This is a genomic window from Psychrobacillus sp. NPDC093200 (assembly GCF_050280345.1).
Taxonomy (GTDB): Bacteria; Bacillota; Bacilli; order Bacillales_A; family Planococcaceae; genus Psychrobacillus; species Psychrobacillus faecigallinarum.
The window spans coordinates 329322-347959 of sequence record NZ_JBNNVC010000001.1; the positions used below are offsets into that span (position 1 = coordinate 329322).

13 protein-coding genes are annotated in these 18638 nt (G+C 37.3%); 11 read left to right on the forward strand and 2 right to left on the reverse strand.

Annotation, left to right across the window (positions count from 1 at the left end):
- The first annotated feature begins 252 nt into the window (after positions 1-252).
- The 4 genes from ACQKNZ_RS01640 to ACQKNZ_RS01655 all read left to right on the forward strand — a co-directional run bounded on the left by ACQKNZ_RS01640 (position 253) and on the right by ACQKNZ_RS01655 (position 4037).
- Positions 253-378 carry a hypothetical protein gene (locus ACQKNZ_RS01640; protein ID WP_263619331.1) on the forward strand — a complete coding sequence of 42 codons (126 nt, stop codon included), beginning with the start codon at positions 253-255 and terminating at the stop codon, positions 376-378.
- Between the two features lie 490 nt (positions 379-868).
- The gene (locus ACQKNZ_RS01645; RefSeq protein ID WP_427657680.1) at positions 869-1543 is read left to right on the forward strand and encodes a response regulator transcription factor; all 675 of its coding nucleotides are present in this window, start codon (positions 869-871) and stop codon (positions 1541-1543) included.
- Positions 1540-2913: an ATP-binding protein gene (locus tag ACQKNZ_RS01650; RefSeq protein WP_427657682.1), complete on the forward strand. Its 1374-nt coding sequence runs from the start codon at positions 1540-1542 to the stop codon at positions 2911-2913. Before ACQKNZ_RS01645 ends, ACQKNZ_RS01650 begins: the two co-directional genes overlap by 4 nt.
- Before the next feature lie 134 nt (positions 2914-3047).
- Positions 3048-4037 carry a YecA family protein gene (locus ACQKNZ_RS01655; RefSeq protein ID WP_427657684.1) on the forward strand — a complete coding sequence of 330 codons (990 nt, stop codon included), beginning with the start codon at positions 3048-3050 and terminating at the stop codon, positions 4035-4037.
- A 178-nt stretch (positions 4038-4215) separates the two neighbouring features.
- On the opposite strand, the gene ACQKNZ_RS01660 is transcribed toward ACQKNZ_RS01655, so the two are convergent.
- Positions 4216-8004, reverse strand: a complete 3789-nt coding sequence (locus ACQKNZ_RS01660; protein WP_427657686.1) for a S8 family serine peptidase — start codon at positions 8002-8004, stop codon at positions 4216-4218.
- 422 nt (positions 8005-8426) lie between these two features.
- Between ACQKNZ_RS01660 and ACQKNZ_RS01665 the strand changes: the two genes are divergently transcribed.
- The 6 genes from ACQKNZ_RS01665 (at position 8427) to ACQKNZ_RS01690 (ending at position 13820) form a co-directional block, all read left to right on the forward strand.
- A complete protein-coding gene (locus ACQKNZ_RS01665) occupies positions 8427-8666 on the forward strand; it encodes a hypothetical protein (protein ID WP_144538547.1) in 240 nt (79 codons plus the stop codon).
- 73 nt (positions 8667-8739) lie between these two features.
- Positions 8740-9180: a YusW family protein gene (locus tag ACQKNZ_RS01670; RefSeq protein ID WP_427657688.1), complete on the forward strand. Its 441-nt coding sequence runs from the start codon at positions 8740-8742 to the stop codon at positions 9178-9180.
- A 235-nt stretch (positions 9181-9415) separates the two neighbouring features.
- The gene (locus tag ACQKNZ_RS01675) at positions 9416-10267 is read left to right on the forward strand and encodes a general stress protein (protein ID WP_427657690.1); all 852 of its coding nucleotides are present in this window, start codon (positions 9416-9418) and stop codon (positions 10265-10267) included.
- A 623-nt stretch (positions 10268-10890) separates the two neighbouring features.
- Positions 10891-11805, forward strand: coding sequence for an exonuclease domain-containing protein (locus ACQKNZ_RS01680; protein ID WP_427657692.1), 915 nt, complete (start codon positions 10891-10893; stop codon positions 11803-11805).
- 216 nt (positions 11806-12021) lie between these two features.
- Positions 12022-12873 carry an MBL fold metallo-hydrolase gene (locus tag ACQKNZ_RS01685; RefSeq protein WP_427657694.1) on the forward strand — a complete coding sequence of 284 codons (852 nt, stop codon included), beginning with the start codon at positions 12022-12024 and terminating at the stop codon, positions 12871-12873.
- Positions 12874-12974: 101 nt separating this feature from the next.
- The gene (locus ACQKNZ_RS01690; protein WP_427657696.1) at positions 12975-13820 is read left to right on the forward strand and encodes a DUF1028 domain-containing protein; all 846 of its coding nucleotides are present in this window, start codon (positions 12975-12977) and stop codon (positions 13818-13820) included.
- 88 nt (positions 13821-13908) lie between these two features.
- On the opposite strand, the gene ACQKNZ_RS01695 is transcribed toward ACQKNZ_RS01690, so the two are convergent.
- Positions 13909-17211 (reverse strand): DUF6359 domain-containing protein, encoded by a 3303-nt coding sequence (locus ACQKNZ_RS01695; RefSeq protein WP_427657698.1) that lies wholly within the window; start codon positions 17209-17211, stop codon positions 13909-13911.
- Positions 17212-17615: 404 nt separating this feature from the next.
- Here ACQKNZ_RS01695 and ACQKNZ_RS01700 point away from each other — a divergent pair, with 404 nt between their 5' ends.
- Entirely contained in the window at positions 17616-18635 is a 1020-nt protein-coding gene (locus ACQKNZ_RS01700) for an ABC transporter substrate-binding protein (protein WP_144538592.1), read from the forward strand.
- Positions 18636-18638: the final 3 nt, after the last annotated feature.

Genomic DNA, 18638 nt, shown 5'->3' on the forward strand with positions numbered 1-18638 from the left:
TCAGTCTAATGACTTCATAAGTATTAAACAAGTAATTATTAAACTTTGACTTGAATAATTCATATTTGAATAGAAACAATAAAAAGTAGAAGAAAAGTTCATAGAGAGTTCATATAACAGATGTACACTAACCCTTTGAAGGAAATTTGAAGGAGAAAATACTCTACGAAAAATTTTGCACCTTATTACTGATTGGGTTTCTACTAAAGCTGTAATCTCTTCAGCGAGTATTATTCTTGCAGCAGGACGACTATGCCGATAGCAGATTTATTCGTCTTTGGCTTTATCGTCTCAATAGGAATAATTATCAATACATTCCTAGTACGAGGAATGCTACTTCCATCCTTAATACTTATGTACGAAAAAGATAAAAAATAACAAGAAAAGCGTAAGCGCCTGTCTCTGCCCCGACAGGCAAATGGGGAAAAGCGAGGAGGCAGCCCCACAGCCACCGGAGCTTTTTTTCATTTGACCCCGAGGGGCAAGGCGCTGAAGCTAGACAAAAAGAAAAGCGTAAGCGCCTGTTTCTGCCCCGACAGGCAAATGGGGAAAAGCGAGGAGGCAGCCCCACAGCCACCGGAGCTTTTTTTCATTTGACCCCGAGCGGCAAGGCGCTGAAGCTAGACAAAAAGAAAAGCGTAAGCGCCTGTCTCTGCCCCGACAGGCAAATGGGGAAAAGCGAAGAGGCAGCCCCGCAGCCACCGGAGCTTTTTTTCATTTGACCCCGAGGGGGCAGTGCGGTCGTTCCCGAACAAGGAAAAAAGAGGGGGTTGTTTCGTAAGGTCAACTTACAAAACAACCCTCTTTTTAAATAGAAAGTATAATTTAAATAGTAATGTGGATAGTGAAAAGGGAAGGAAGAAATCCAATGAATATTTTAGTAGTGGATGATGATGTAAATATACAAACACTAGTGATGATTCACTTAAAGAGGGCTGGCTATGAAGTGATTGTTGCAAAAAATGGAGAGGAAGCTCTTTCATTATTAAAAGATAGTTGGGCTGATTTAGCGGTGGTTGATGTGATGATGCCAGGAATGGACGGCTTTGCTTTAACTAGAATTTTAAGTGAGGAATATGACATACCCGTAATTTTACTAACTGCTAAAGGAGCCTTGGAGGATAAGGAACAAGGTTTTTTAGCAGGATCAGATGACTATTTGTTAAAGCCTTTTGAACCAAAGGAATTGCTCTATAGAATTGCTGTAATCTTACGTAGACTCGACAAGACCTTCAAGCCAATTATGATGATTGGAAACGTTACGATAAATCGCTCTACACATGAGGTTACAGTAGGAAAACAAACCCTCTTACTACCTTTGAAGGAGTTTGAGCTTTTAAGCGTATTATCTTCCAAGCCAGAACAGGTTTTCACAAGAACTAATTTAATGGAAAAAGTATGGGGCTATGATTATGAAGGAGATGATCAAACATTAAATACACATATTAAGCGTTTAAGGCAAAGATTAGAGCGTGCGGGGGCCTTGATGGAGATTCAAACGATTCGTGGGATTGGATATAAGTTGGATGTGAGGGCACAATGAGATCTTTATATAGACAATATACATTAGCGACTTTATTTATTATTACGATTAGTATTTTAGCTGGTTTACTAATTGTGAGTCTGGTTTATAACATTCAAATTAAAGAAAAAAATGATGAGAAGAACGTTGAAGTAGCAATAGAAATCACTACTGTATTAGAGGAAATGCACGGAGGAGGTTTTGATAAATATTTAGAATCTATTACTAAGCTGGGCTATCAAGCTTATGTCATTAATGAAAAGGGGGAAGAATATTCATTTGGAGAACCATTTTCGGACAAGGAGCTAAGCGATGAAACCCGTTTCCAAGTATTAAATGGAAATATTTATCACGGTATGCGTGATTATCAAGGTAAACTTTTTATCTTTAATCATTATGCGAATAGTGTTAGTAATACAGTTGGTATTCCCTACGAGCATGAAGGGATGGTTTACGGATTATTTATTCGACCAAATAATCAGTTATTGTTCTCTGACATGCACCTGTTACTACTCGGCTTCTTACTTGCACTTGCAGTAATAATTCTAACTTCTATGCTAGTATTGGCACAGCAACTCGTTAAACCGATTAAGCAATTGAATGATGCAACCAAACACGTTATGGAAGAGAACTATCGAGTAGATTTAGACATTACACGTAAAGATGAGCTTGGGCAACTAGCTAGAAATTTCTCTAATATGGTTAAGCAGCTCGAGCTTAACGATGAGTCCAGAAAGGCTTTTATAAGTAATGTGTCACATGATTTTCAATCACCTCTTTTAAATATTCAAGGATATGCGGATTTGTTAAAATCAACTGATCTTAATATGGAAGAAAGAGAAAGCTATCTACAAGTTATTGAACAGGAAACAAAAAGATTATCTAATCTGACTAAGCAATTGTTATTATTAACATCACTTGACCAATCTGCCAGACCTGTCAGAAAATCGAACTTCAAATTAGATGAACAGCTCAAGGAAGTCATTTATAAATATAGATGGCGACTAGAGGAACAGAATATTGATCTTTCTTATGAAATGGAACCAGTTATGTTTTATGGAGACGCAGATCTTTTGGAAAATGTTTGGGATAACGTACTAACAAATGCTATTAAATATAATATGGCTAATGGAGAAATTTCTATAAGAGTTATAGAAGATAATGAATATGTAAATATATCCTTTCAGGATAGTGGAATTGGTATGGAAGTAGAGGAAATAAACCAGATTTTTGAACGATTCTATCGTATAGATAGTTCTCGAACAAAAGATGGTTCTGGTTTGGGTTTAGCGATTGTAAAGGAAATTGTTGGTTTGCATAGTGGCAAAGTAGAAGTAACGAGCAATGGAAAAGAGGGTACTTTATTCGTCATTTCTTTACCAAGGAATTGAACGGAGTGCGGAATTGATTTTTATAGAGTTAAGTTTTTTAGTCAGTCCCATTTAACTATTTCAAAGGAGATTTTAATTTAAGGTGTATTTCGTGTTAAAATAAGCACTTAGTAAACAAGAAGGAAGTGTTTTAAATGGTAGGACGAAATGATCCTTGTCCATGTGGTAGTGGAAAAAAATATAAAAAGTGCTGTGAGTCTAAAGAGACTATTTCTATAGAAGAAGTAAAAACCGAAGAATTAGAACGTGTGCTACAAACCTTCTATGATGAATATCCAGAAAGAAAGGATTATGCTACTTTCGGTGATTTTGCAACTGAGTGGACCAAATCCTTGAAGAACTTTATGGAGCAAGAAATGATAGAAGCTATAGCAATGGATGAGTTCTTCTTTCACCAACGTATAGATATTTGGACAGGATATCTAGAAAAACAAAGAAAGAAAATAGCTAGACCTTCCACGTTAAAGGTACTGGATAGCTGGAATGAACCACGTGCATTTGTAGGAGAAGTAACTGTTGTAGAAGAGCAGTACTTGACCGTTAAACATGTATTGTCTAATGAAACGATTTTATTAAGAAGAGAAAATGATAAGCCTGTTCCAGTTGGAATGCATATATATTGTTTTATACTGCCAGATGGACAAGGAGACGGTCATTACTTGGCTGTCTCTAGTCTTGTATTTTTCCCTACTGACCACAAGGTAGTATTTGAAGACTTTACGAAAAAATTTAAAGCACTCGATGATACGACTGAGCAAGTTTTCCTAAAAGAGAATGGTATGAAGCTTTGGATCGCTCTTGGAGAAAACGGCTATGAGGGCGGAGAGTACACATTTTTTGAAGCAGGGGTACTCCAACAGGCTATGGATTTTCTTGAAAAAAATAGTCGAGAATATAAGAAGTTAATAGAAGTGGTAGAAGATTATTTGTTTGAGCAACAGCCAAATGCAAGAAAAGAAGTGGCTATAGCTGCGGGAGCAATCCGATTTGGGCAAGAAAATGGCTTCTTTGAGCCCTTAGGCTTTACAGTGAAAGAAATTGCAGAAGCTTTTGACGTTTCAACTTCTTCATTAAACAAATATTATCAGGAATTAAATGCATATTACGCAGAGATGAAAATTTAATTAGAAGGCTATGTAGATAATTTCTACATAGCCTTTTTCAAAGAACTTTTCAAATTATTTGTCTAAATACAGTGACTTGGCCTCAAAGAATAAACAGAGAATGATTGCTCAAATGAAAAAGCCAATCATGACCAATCATGATTGGCTTAAAAATATAGAATGCTATAATTTTAAAAACTTAATTGCTTTTTCCTTTACCATTTCCGTTGCCATTGCCATTGCCATTGCCATTGCCGTTCCCGTTCCCATTTCCGTTACTATTCCCACTACCATTTACTTTCTTTTCAACTGTAATGGTTTGTGTAGATTCATGACCTACTAAATCTACTACTTTTAATACAAATTCATTGCTTCCTTCCTCTAAAGGAAGCTCCACATCTACAGTTTTACTATAGCCATTCATAGCGTATGGTGAAGAAACTGGGTTATAGAAGACTTCGCTATCATTTAGATACAGACGCACTTCGTCGAAGTTATCTCCAACCTTCACTTGAATAACAGGATTTTCTGCATCAGCATTAAGTTTCCCTTTTGGAAGAGATTTCTTCACAGCTTCTACAGTTGGTTTTTGAGTATCTACAATGATTTTGCGAGTAATCGCCATTTTATTGTCGAATTCGTCAATAGCTTCTACGTTTACACTTTGTACTCCATCTTTTAAGGACAAGGTATGAGAGAATGCTTTTCCATCAAATGAACTAGCAGGTACTCCATTGATTTTTAATGACTTAATCTTAGAGTCATCTTCTACTGTTCCTTCTACTAAAACATCACCAGTCTGATAGTAGCCGAAAAACTCAGGTGATTGGATAAAGATAACTGGCTCCTTTGTTTCTTCCTCCGGAGCTGGTTCAGTCTCAGGTGCATCTTCTACAACAATTTCTTCTACTGTAGAGTTTCCAGCGATATCCCATACTTTAACTGTTATCTTATCTCCAGTTTTAGCTTGCTCTACTACATAGCTCTCAAGTGTTGCAGCTTCTGTAATTTCTTCATCATTTAAGTAAACTTCGATACGATCGATTCCAACACCTTGGTCGCTTGCATTAGCAAGGGTCAGTGTTTTTGTTTTTGCATCAAATGTAATTTCTGCAGTAGGAGCCTTTGTATCTAAGATAATAGGGTACTCAATAGTTTGCCATTCGGCACCTGCATGATCAATGACACCTCTAAGCTGAATCTTATATTGACCATCTGCAGCAGGTTTTCCATTGATCATTCCATCCCATGCATTAACGCTAGAGAACGTGTATGCATTAGTAGAGATGTAGTGTTTTCTTAAATATTTTTCAGTACGAATGGTACGGAGTTTCTTACCATTTGCATCTAATATATTTATTTGGAAGTCCTTCACATTACGCATTAGAGAATAAACAGGAATCACTTTGTCTAATGTGCCATCTCCGTTAGGGGAGAATGCAAATTTAGTAGGATCGAATTCTTCGCTTAAAGAAGATCCATTGATAAAGTCACCTTTGTCATCAGCTAATGCTTGGAATCCCCAATAAGTTAAATCCTCCCAAAGGAACTCATCAAAGATTGGTGCATCGTCCCAAGAACCATTGAAGCCAAAGAATGGGACAGTTAATGGTACATTTCCAGAAGTCTCTTCCGATGGGTCAGTCAAGCGTACGAAACCATCAATGAAGTAGCCATTAGGGAAATATTGGTATAACCAATCAGAGTTAGAAGCATCAACGGAAACCTGAATGGTAGTTTCCCCATTAGCAGGAACCGTGACAGTAGCAGGAACTGAAATGCTAGCATCTGATTCCTCTAAAACATAGGAGCCGTAAGCTTCATTATTAGGAATAGTTACGTAGTTTGCTCCAGCATTTACTGGACGATCTACTTGTAATTGAACATCGACGTTATAAGTTTTAGCTTCATCGCTATAATTTTTAGCTTTTAAAGAGAAGTTGAATTGACTTCCGCTAATTTCTTTTAGTGCAACTTTTGCTTCACCAGTGGATGAATTAGTTACTAATACATCTGTTTCTAAAGCATTTGCAAGTTGCATAATCCCAGCCCCTTGACGACGTGGAGACACATATTCTCCAGCTTTTAACTCAATCGGCTTAGCTGTGTTCATCATAAGGTTTTTAGCAAACTGAACACGTTCTGCACCAGTTAATCCAAATTCTTCATTTACACGTTCCAATACTAATGCAGTACCACCAGCAACATGAGGAGCAGCCATAGACGTACCACTCATTAGTCCATAGTTATCATCATTTAAAGTTGAAAAAATGTTACCACCAGGAGCTGTAATTTCAGGTTTGAAATCTAAGTTAGGTGTTGGTCCCCAAGATGTAAATGAACTCATTTTACCTTTAGATGGGTTTGGAGTATCAATATACTCGCCATCAAATGATACTGTGACTGTTTTTCCAGCATCAATGCCAGCTTTGATAGCTAGTCCATCAGCTTGTAAAGCAGACATAAATGGAATGCGAATAGCAGGGTCGGAAGCCATATTAATAGTTCCCTCTGCATTGTTATAGATAATAACTCCTACAGCACCAGCTTCTTGAGCATTTAAACCTTTTTCTACAAATGAAATACTACCTCGGGAAACTAAAGCAAACTTTCCGGATACATCTTTACCAGCGAAGTCCTCAGGTGTACCGAGCCCAGCTTCCACTACTTCGTAAGAATCGGCAGGTAGAGAAGCAGGATCCTTGTCATTTGCCAATAAGAACATTGCTTGACCGCTTTCGGCTCCATCAAAAGCATATTGGAAGCTAGAAGCAGTGATAGAATCATTTTCGTAAGAAGCAACACCAAATGAATCTTCCGAAACAGAAGGAGAACCAGTTAATCCGTAGTCTTGGTTAGAGGCATATGGATACCAAGTACCAGAACCAAACATGTCAGAGTTACCTGCAGATATTGCTACAAGTAAACCATTATCCTGTGCACGAGTAACTGCTTGCTGCTCAGGGCTGTTACTATCAACAAATCCGGCAGTAGATCCAAGAGACATATTTAAAGCATCCGCGCCTAGCTTAATAGCATCGTCCATTGCTTTAACATAAACATCTCCGTATGTGGAAGGGAACAATGGGTCGTTACCAAATACTTTAAGTGCAAGAAGCTGTACCTCTGGAGCAACCCCCTTGATACCGCCGTTTTCTTCATCCCCATTAGCACCTACAGTACCGGATACATGCATCCCATGCATTGAAGCGTCGGGACCGATGTCACGAATTTCTGTATTTTCATCCATATAGTTATAACCGAATGGAACCTTAGGAGTGAAATACAAGCCAGGTTCAATAGAGCCATCACTTAATAATGTGCTTACTTCTGCAGAAGTTATTTCCCCCGTATTTTCATCTGAAAGAATCATATCTCGGTGGTTAGGGTCAATTCCCGTATCGATAACACCTACAACCATGCCTTCTCCTTTAAAGGAGTATTTCTCCCATGCTAGCTGCGCTTGTACAAGTTCCTTCGAATGAACCATCTGTGGTGTTATTTTCGGACGGTCATATTCAGTAGATTCATACACTCGTTTAACGCCGTCAATCAATCCAATACCAGCAACATCTCTAGCATCTACCTCTGCCGAGAAGCCATTAAATATAGCATTAAATTCTTCTTTGTATTGTATATTCTTTGAAACTCTCTTAACTTTATCCTTTACATTTCGTTGGTCTGTTTCAATAGCAGATTCGACAGACTTTCTTTCAGACTTAGATAAATTTTTGTAGAGAACTCCTTTTTTTGTCGCAGTCTCAATTGCCGGAGCCTTCTCGAGTTCGACAATGATTCGAACTTTTTCGCTAGGATTCTCAGGAACTAGTAACCTCTCTGGTATTTGTGGTAATCTTTGAACCTGAGTATTGGTGAGTTGTTTTTCAATCTGTTTAGCAGATGCTGGACTTGCCAAACCAACAGATGTCGTACTGAACATAAGTGAAGTGACCACAGCTAGAATAGTAGTATTTTTCTTAATTCCCAATTCCCTTTCCTCCTCATATTTTCATAATGTCTATTTGAACTTATCATATATTCAGAACATTTAAAATAGAGTGTGTAAGCAAGCATTTTACTTAAATAAATCAATTTGGAAAGAAAAGTAATCATTAAGATACTTATCCATTTATATACTGTAATCTTATGTGCTCAATTTCAGAGTAAAAGAATATAGTATTATACTATTATTTTTGTAGAAATTAGTCCCAGGTTATAAAAATAAGTATAAATTACAGCAAAAAATTCCTGAGATAAAGGAAAAAATAAAAAAAAGAGAGTAATTTACAAAAATAGTTCAATATATATAGCGGTGAGACTATAGTCTTGTATACTATCAATATTTTCTAAAAATGTTTATTAAATTTAAGAGAGGTTATATAAATAGAAACCACGAAGGAGTGAGTAAAGATGGATAAAAATCATTCAATTAACAAGGATAAAGATTCTGAAAGACAAGATATTCCTGGACGTATTTTGGATAATCCAGATTTACTGGATACAGAGAAAGAAAGTATTTTTGATAGAGACGAAGAAATGAAAAATGTCGATCCGATACCTATGGAAGAATTAAACCAAAAAGTGAAAGATGAAAAAAATCATAGTAAGACAAAAAATACTTCCGCTACCGATAAACGTTATCCTGGCTGAATTAATGTTTAAGAATACGCTTTCCGGAGAATGCTAATAATATAAATTAGAAATTAGCTGAGGAGTGATTATAATGGTTATGTTAAAAAGAAAAATATTAGGAAGCGCTTTTCTTTCAACAGCTCTAATCTTAGGAGCATGTGGGGATAAAGAAGAGGTAAGCGATCCCCCAACTGCTGATGCGGTTGAAAGTGAATTTGGGTTTACCTCTTTTGACCTAGATATCGATACTGCAGAACAACGTGATGCTGTTGAAGCTTCTTTTGAAGTAGATGCCACTGGAGTAGAAGCAGAATATGTAAACTCTTTAGATTCTAAGAAACTACATGGAGATGAAGCATATGAGTTTCTGAAGCCTATTTTTACTGATCTTGTTTTAACGAAGGATATGGAGAAGGAAGAAGTAATGGAAAAAGTTTTAACAGCTTTTGGAATAAGTGAATATACAGAGTTTGACCTAGAGGTACAATATGAAGATGGTCAAGAAATAGAGTATAAGGATCTAAAGAAATAAAAGACGGTTTGTGAAATAAAACAAAAAAATTACAGCCAAAAGGTATTGTTAGGAAAGTCCTAGCGATACCTTTTCTTATTTTTGAAAACCTAGTTGATTTCAATATTATTAAGAAGAGTTTATGTCAATTATTACAAATCGATTAAAAGGATGATAAATAGGTTAGTGATGTGAAAGAGGGGGTATTCATCTAATAACACAAACCACCACATAAATTAAAAGGGAGGCTTTACAAATGAATTTAAATTCTAATAGAAGAATTGAAATTGCTCGAACAGAAGAAGAGATGTATGAAAAACTAGAGGCGTTACAAAAACAAGGTTTTGAAGAAAGTGATATTCACGTTATATCTTCAGAAAGCAGTGATTTGAATGCATTAAGTCGCCATTCAGAAGTGTCGACACATGAAGCTGGAACTTTCATGGATAAGTTTAAATCTTGGTTTACAGGAGAATCTGCTATCGTAGAAGGCTTAAAAAAGTTAGATTTAAACGAGGAAGAAGCAGAACAATATGCAAGAGAAGTGTCTTCAGGAAGTATAGTATTATATACTGACTCCGACACTCTTGACGAAGGTTATTTAAATAACGCTGCTGACTCTGAAGTTGCAGCAACAACAGAGTATACTGATACTATTGGAACTGATGTTGTGCAAAACCGTTTCACGGAGGGAGAGGCACCTATATCCGACTATGCAAAGGAAAGTGGATTTACTCCTTCGACTAATGAAGTAGTTAACAAAACTGATGGACGGTTGGATGAGCAACAGGATAAGTTTGCGAGGGGAGAAACTTTTGCGACTGATCCTCTACTAGCAAGAGATGAAAATCATTTTGGTCATACTATGCAAGAAGACGAATTGGTCCAAAATAAGCGTCCTGCCATTGATGAAAGTGTAACAATGGAAGAAAAAACATATGGGGCACATTCTCCAGGTGCTGATCCGAACTTGGGACCAGCGGCATTTAGTGATGATGAGGTTGAAATGGATGAGGAAGAAAGAAGAATCAATAAACAACAGCGGGAAGAGGAGCTGGAGCGTCAGCAAAAATTGGATGAAACTTCTCCTATAAATCGATTATATTAATAAGTATTTTCAAAGTGCCCCTCTATTGTTAGAGGGGTTTTTGAGTTTAGTAAGGATTACTTACATAATTTCAGAAATATAATTTGATCATAATGTATGAATTATAGATGGCAGATTTCCGCTTTCGGCGGTCGCTTTCCGTGGGGTGAGCGATAAGCCATCACCACCCCTAACACGTCGCATGTGATGGCTTATCTGACTCACTAATCCCACAGGAGTCGCCACCTGTCGCTTCAATCATATATGGTGTAGTAATGAGAAAGTAGCGCGGAGAAATTATCGCAAGAATAAATTGTATCGTTATTAGAGCTATCCTATTAATAAATTTATAGGAAAAGCTTGAACAATAAATAACTGATTTCCGCTTTCGGCGGTCGCTTTCCGTGGGGTGAGCGATAAGCCATCACCGTCGCTAGTGCGTCGTATGTAATGACTTATCTTTCTCACTGATCCCACAGGAGTCGCCGCCTGTCGCTTCAATCTCATGTATTGTGATGTATGGTGAAATAAAATGATTTAAAGTTACTCCAAAATCTTGTCATGGTAACCTAAGTGTTTGCGCTTCTCTTAATTATTATTAGTATGAGATAATAGAAGTATTCAAGATATTTGAGGTGGTATAAATGGATTTTGTTGCAATAGATTTTGAAACTGCAAATAGTCTACGATCTAGTGTTTGTTCAGTAGGGGTTGTGGTTATAAAGAATGGCAAAATACATGAAGAAGTACAAACGCTTATCAATCCACTTAGTGAGTTTCACTATTTTAATACAAGAGTACATGGAATAACAGAAAATATGGTGCAAGATGCTCCAACATTTGAAGAGTTTTGGCCGCAGCTTAAGCCTTATATAGACAAACAAATGATCATAGCCCATAATGCAAGCTTTGATATAGGAGTATTAAAGGAATCCGTGAGCAGATGCTATGAAACTCAACCAGAATACCAATATTCTTGTTCCTATAGAATTGCAAAGAAAGTATGGCCTGATTTGTATAATCATAAATTATCCACAGTGGCAAACTACTTAAGTATAAGTTTAAAGCATCATGATGCTTTAGAGGATGCCAGAGCTGCAGCTTTAATTGTATTAGAAGCTATGAAAAAAACAAGAACCAGTTCTATTAATGAGCTGTCTCATTTGCATAAGATTAAAATTGGAGATTCCGTGACATTTAAAAAACCAAATTCTCGTGCAAAGAAAAATATAGAGGACAAGCCTCTAACCTATATAGAGACTCAAATAAATGAACCGAATCCCCGACATCCATTTTACGGAGCGCATATTGTCTTCACAGGAAAAATGGACTCTATGACAAGGTCGAGCGCAGCCCAATATGCAGTTGACCGTGGTGCTATTTGCAAAGGTACTGTTGATGTAGATACTAACTTTTTAATAGTAGGTGATCAAGCTCTGACTAAATACGTAGAAGGAGTGAAGAGCTCAAAAATGCTAAAAGCAGAGGCGCTAATCCAAAAAGGAATTCCTTTAGAAATCGTTGGAGAGCAAGATTTTTTAAAATTGGTTAGACATTAAAATAAAAGGAGCGATGGATAATTAGTTGATTATCTATCGCTCTTTTTGCCATTCGTCTGCAGTTTCTTTATGCCAACATAATAAATTATAATAGGTATTTTATAACAAAAGAAGAAGAGAATGTTTAGAATGCACTAAATCAGTGTAAACGATAATAAAGTATAAATTTTAGGAGGGAAGAGAAACTAAGAAAATATGGAGAGGAGCTTGAACATAATGGACAATTCGATATCTTATGGGGACGATTATAAATACATTCCAACTACATCGGTTGGCAGTGGGGTAGGACTAGAAATTTTGCCAGATGTATATTGTTACACCGTTCAAATAGTAAATATTTGTTTGGTAGGCAAGCCAGGTTCGGATGATTTTGTATTAGTAGATGCTGGAATGCCTCATTCGGCTGAGAAGATAATCGGGGTAGTGGAGGAGAGATTTGGGGAGCATAAAAAACCTAAGGCTATCATTTTAACCCATGGTCACTTCGATCATGTAGGAGCGATAATAGAATTGATAGAAAAATGGAATATACCTGTCTATGCACATCAATTGGAATTACCATTTTTAACTGGGAAAGAGGACTATCCAGAACCGGATCCAACGGTTGAAGGTGGGATGGTGGCAAAAATGTCTTCTATGTTTCCTAACGAAGCAATAGATTTGGGGAGTCATGTAAGAGCATTGCCAGAGGATGGCTCTGTTCCTTTTTTGCCTAGTTTTAAATGGTATCATACACCAGGACATTCGCCAGGACATATTTCTCTATTTCGTAAGGAAGATGGGCTTCTTATAGCGGGTGATGCTTTTGTTACAGTTAAACAGGAGTATTTATACAAAGTGTTGACTCAAGAGCAAGAAATAAGTGGGCCTCCTCGTTATTTTACAACGAATTGGGAGGATGCGGAGTACTCAGTGAAGGTATTAAAATCATTAAACCCCAATACTGCTATTACAGGACATGGCCTTCCAATGAGTGGAGAATTGCTTAAAAGTAATCTTCATTTACTAGTTAGCGAATTTCAACGAATTGCGAAACCTAGTTATGGAAAGTTTGTTGATAATGAATAATTGCAGAATTCCTATCAGCCCTTTGGAGAGGATAGGATTTCTTTTCATTTTCTTATAGAAAGATTAGAATATATACAATTATGTAGGAATGGGGGATGTGTATGACGTTTTCGATAATTGGTTTTGACCCAGAAACGAAAGAGTTAGGTATAGCGGTGGCTTCCAAATTTTTAAGTGTCGGTGCAGTAGTTCCTTTTGCTAAAGCAGGGGTGGGAGCAATTGCGACTCAGTCTTGGGCTAACCTGGAATACGGTAAAAGAGGATTAAGCCTTTTAAAACAAGGGCTCGAGCCAGTTGAAGTGTTAAAAGAACTTATTAAGGACGATGATAAGTCTTCTGTGCGACAAGTTGGTATTGTGAATGCGAATGGTCGAAGTATCACATTCACAGGAGAAGAATGCTTTGAATGGGCCGGTGGTGTAGCGGGTACTAACTATGCGATTCAGGGAAATATTCTAGTAGATTCAGAGACTGTAAATGAAATGGAAAAAACTTTTATAGAAACAGATGGTAGTCTAGCCGACCGGTTATTGGCGGCCCTGTGTGCAGGGGAATTAGTGGGTGGCGACAGTAGGGGCAAACAATCTGCAGCTCTTTATATTGTAAAAGAAAAAGGAAGCTACGGGGGATATACAGATAGATTCATAGACTTACGAGTAGATGACCATAGTGATCCGGTAAAGGAACTATTAAGATTGTTGAAGCTTCATCGCCTATACTTTGAGCATTCGGCAATAGAGGATATTGTAGCAATAGAAGGAGAATTAGAAGAAGAAATACAAAATTTACTGTTTGAAAATGGACACTTGGACCGAGATCTAATAGAACGTGATGACTTGTTAGACGCTGTGCAATCATATCATCTTATTGAAAATTTTGATGAGCGATTACAAGAGAGAGGATACATCGACTTAAAGGTAGTAGAATATATGAAAATTAAAAAGTAAAGAGGCAGATGGTAGTTCTATTTTGATTCTAATCATTAGTAAGAAACCTGACCAACATATATTGGTCAGGTTTCATGGTCAAGAGTAACTATTTAGTTTTGCCATTTTTAGCTTTTACTGTAACCTTAATAGAAACCGATTTATTGCTATAAGTAGCTTTAATTGTAGTGCTTCCAGCTGCTTTAGCAGTGATAACCCCTTTTTGGTCAACAGAGATTATATTTTTATCATAGCCTGTATAGGTTGCATCTGCGGTTACATCAATAGTCGAGTTTTTCTTCCCTTTATTTTTCACCATAGCAGATACTTTAATAGTTGCTGTTTTACCAGAGTCTAATTTAATATGCTTTTTATCAACTTTTAGGTTTAAGATTTTAGGAACCCCTGGTTCTTGCTCTTGCTTCTCCAAGTCTATTTGGATTAGAACTGGATCATGGTCAGAAGCACGTCCATGGATATCCATATAGTTTGCATTGATGTGGATCATATCTACCACTGTTTTTTCTGATAAATTATTCGTTACTAAAATATGATCTAATACTTGGTTGTTACCTTGATAATAATAAGAGAACCGTTCGCCTACTGGAACTTTCTCTACCATATTTGTTAAAATTCCACCTTTTAAAGCGGCAAGAGCAGGAGTGAATTCAAAGTCATTCATATCTCCCGCAACAATTACATTTAACTCTGGATCTTTAGCTTGTCCAGCCTTGATGAAGTTGTTTATCATTGTTGCAAGCTCAATTCGCTCAGCCTCTGAACCCAATACAGGAGGTTGGTTTTGGCCAAATAAAGGCTGGTCTCCTCCCTTAGAATTTAAGTGAGCACCAATTACAACTACTTTTTCCCCTTGGAAATCAAATTGGGCAGCTAGTGGTTTACGAGTTTCTTCCTGAGGTAAGTCAAGGATACGTCCAGGGTTTAAGGTTAGATTTCCTTCTTCACTCCAAGCAACTGGGTCAGTTGAACCACCCTTTGTGCCTTCAGAAAGTGTCACTCTATCCGGATTGTATAGGTAGCCAACTCGTATGTTACCTCCAGGTTGTCCACCATCGCGGTTGTATTCAGGTGCTATATCAGTCCATTCATACGCTGGTCCGCCTTCTGCTATGATAGCTGCGATCAATCGTTCATAGCTCGCAGATGCATCTGAGTTACCAGAGGCTGTAGGACCATCATTGTCTTGAACTTCAACTAAAGTAATGATATCCGGTGCTTTCATATTTTCAACAAATGATCGAGCTATTTTTATTACTTTTTCATCAGGAGTGTTTTCTGCATTAGCAGAGAAATTCTCTACGTTATAAGAAGCAACCGTTAGTTTTTCTTCGGTAGGAACAATATCTGTCACCGTCACTGGTTTTTCAATGCGTGTAATTGGAGGGAGTGATTCCTCTTCTACCCATAACTTAAAGTTTCCGAAACCAAACCCCAAGACTCCAATGATGTCTTCCGTAAAGTAATCACCTGATTTAGCATCGTATTTATCATTATCAATAAGAACTGTAATTCGTTCTGGATTATAATCATTAACGGAAATATTAATTCCACCTAAAACATTAAATGTAGTATTAGCCGAGTTTCCTGCCACCACCACAATTTCGCCATAATCCTGCGGCCCTACAACTTTAGCATTTGGTACGGCTAATCGCATTAATTCAACAGATTCCCAAAAATCAATTCCATCCTCTAATGCATCGAAGGAAGTCAGGCCATCATTATCAATGATTTCAGTAGGTGGATTAATATCTTCACCAATTACTAGTGGTGCAGGCAATTCTGCAGTTCCTATTTTACTCGTTTCTGAAGCTCTAATTCTTGTGATGGGTAGGTCGTTTGTTTTCATATCGGAATAGCCATCGTAATACCATTCCTCTACTGTACCCGCAACTGTTACTAAATCTCCAACCTTTAATCCATTATTTGCTTTATTTACGATAATAGCTTCAGATGTATGATTATTATCATCTGGATTTATGTCTTGAATAACAAAGTTTGCTGAATTGTACAGATGAGTGACTACGCCTGTAATATTTTGTACTATCGTACCTTCATAATCAGAGAAGTGTCCTTGTCCTTGAATATCACGGATAGAAAGGTTCTCTGTCTTTAAGACATTGTACGTAAATATAAAGACTTCTGATGTAATATCGCCTATTGCAACAGCTTTAATTGTTGTGTCTTTTGTTAATGTGATAGGCTCAACATATTTTTTACTTGAAGCAGTTGGGGGAGAGCCATCTAATGTGTAATAGATACTAGCTGCTTCCCAGGGGGTTGTTAATGTAATTTTTGTCCCTTCTGAAACAGTTCCAGGGAAAATGTTTGGATATACAGCAGGCTTGTTCACTTGTTCAAAGCTTTCTAAGCCAAGTGTTTTAACTTGGAAAGTGGTATTAAAAATAGATCCAATACCGGACACATTTATTAAATCACCATTGTTGTATTGTTTAGTAAATGTCTCATAGTCTAGACCATTGCGATTATCATTTCGAATAATGACTGATTCGCCATTTTCGTGTGTTGCTGTAAACTCAAACGTTCCATAATCATTAGTAGCTACTAGATTAGAAATAGTTACATTGTTTAGTAAAACTCTTTCACCCTGAGTATTTTCATTCACTCCCGCTGGCGTGATTTCTTGAACAGAGGGTAGTGGATTATCTGAAGAAAGCTTACTAATAGTTGTTGGTTGAATTTGAAGCTCTCCACTATAAGGACTTACCTTTCCTTCCAACTCAACAAGATCTCCAGGTTGTACATCTGCTGAGGAAGTGTATGCATAAAGCCCACCTGTTTCGTCTTGAATATAGAAAGCTTTTCCGCCCCATAATCCTTGACCAGTTGTAACTGTCCCAGTCACACGGACAACTTTATTTTGATCTGTTATAGCTCGTGCTGCAGAAATATTTTCTAATACCTCAACCTCAGTAGGAGGGGTTTCTCCTTCAGAAATGATTGTATAAGCACTGGCACTTCTCATTCCAGGAACAGAGAAATAGGCAGACAAGGTTCCTGTCACAGTAACCTTTCCTTGAAACAAGCTTGAGTTGTCTACTAAATTTAAACCAGCACGGACTGCTCCGGTAGGTAATTGCACTGGTAGAATGTTAGCAGGATTGGTTTCCTCAGGAGAGTCAGCTAAACCTATATTTGTTGCAACTGTAAAGGGAGCTTCCTGATCATAGGAAGTCCCTGAGGAGGCAGTTCCTACTATATAGCCTTGTACTGTTGCAATGCCAGTATTGTTGCTAATCGCCTCTGCCACAGTAATGGGTTCAGCAGCCTGGGTTTCGGTCACGAAGATAAACGGGAAAACCATAGAAATAACTAGCAGTAAAGATAGTGTTATTTTATTAAAAGGACCTGTCCAAAAATCTTTTCTTACCATTCATTTCACTCCTTGTAATGTATTATGTTCAAAAGGAGTATAGCAGAGGAATATTAATAAATTATTTAATTTCTACAAATTTTTAGTTTTCTGGCTAAAAACAGGATAGAAGTAGGGGAGCTGTAAATATATTGAGGAAAATAGAATTACTTTAAAATGGTAAAAAAGATTCTGCAAAGAAATACTTAACTGAATAAAAAGTATTGCAATATAGTTTAAATATTTTGTATTTTAAGTGTTGTAATTGTCAGAATTTGTTGTATACTTTAAATTAAGTTAAATAACTAGGCAGAGACTATGAGATGAAAGCCTAAATGTAAGCCTTTTTGTAAAGGCTTACATTTGGTGTTCATCTTTATTTTTTTGCCGTTAACTAAAACAAAGGGGGATATACAGTGAAGAAAATGACAGGTCTAGTAGCAAGCGTATTGCTTGCGGGAAGTATTTTAGCTGGCTGTGCAGGCGATGACACTAGTGAAGGGGGAAGTGGAGGAGAACGAATAACTCTTTATTCTCCTGAAACACCTGATTTTACTAAAGAGTTGGCAGCTAAATATGAAGAAGTGCACGGTGGAAAAGTAGATGTACAATACGCTGGAACAAATGTACTTGTTAATCAAATGTTAGCAGAAAAAGATAATCCAAAAGCTGATGTATGGTATGGCGGAGGAGGAATACTACCTTTTGAAGCAGCAGTCGAGCGTGGAATTTTAGCAGAGTATATTCCAGATTTTGCAGCAGATTGGGACGTAGTTGAAGACGGCATCAAGATGAAACATGAAGACGGTAAGTATGTTGGAATTGAAATTTTCGTATTGGGATTCTCTTATAATACGGAGCTAGTGACTGAGGAAGAGGCTCCAAAAACGTGGGAAGATCTGTTAGACCCTAAATGGGAAGGGAAAATCCAGTTTCCAAATCCTGCAGCCTCTGGAACAGCGACTTTAATGGTTATGGATCAAATGATGAGAAAAGGTGAAGATGAGGCTTGGAAGTACTTTGAACAATTAGTGAAGCAGTCTAACTCTATGCCAGACTCTGGTTCAGCTCCAACGAAAGGGGTAGCAATGGGTGAAGCACACATTGGAATTGGCTTTGACTTTATGGCGTATGAACAAAAAAGTAAGGGAGAAAGCGTAGACTTTATCGTACCTGATCAGACACCAGTTCTTGTAAATCCTGCATCACTAATTGAGGGTGGCCCAAATGCTAAAGGTGGTAAAGAATTTATAGATTTCCTTCTATCTGAGGATGCTCAACAAATCATGGCGGATTGGTATCATATACCGATTAATCCTAACGTAGAATCTAAAACACCTTTGACTTTGGAGAAGGTAAAAGAGGTAGCAGTTGATCTCGATATAGATTGGGTTAACGAAAACTATGACCGAGTAAGAAACGAGTGGAAAGATAAATTTCAATAAATA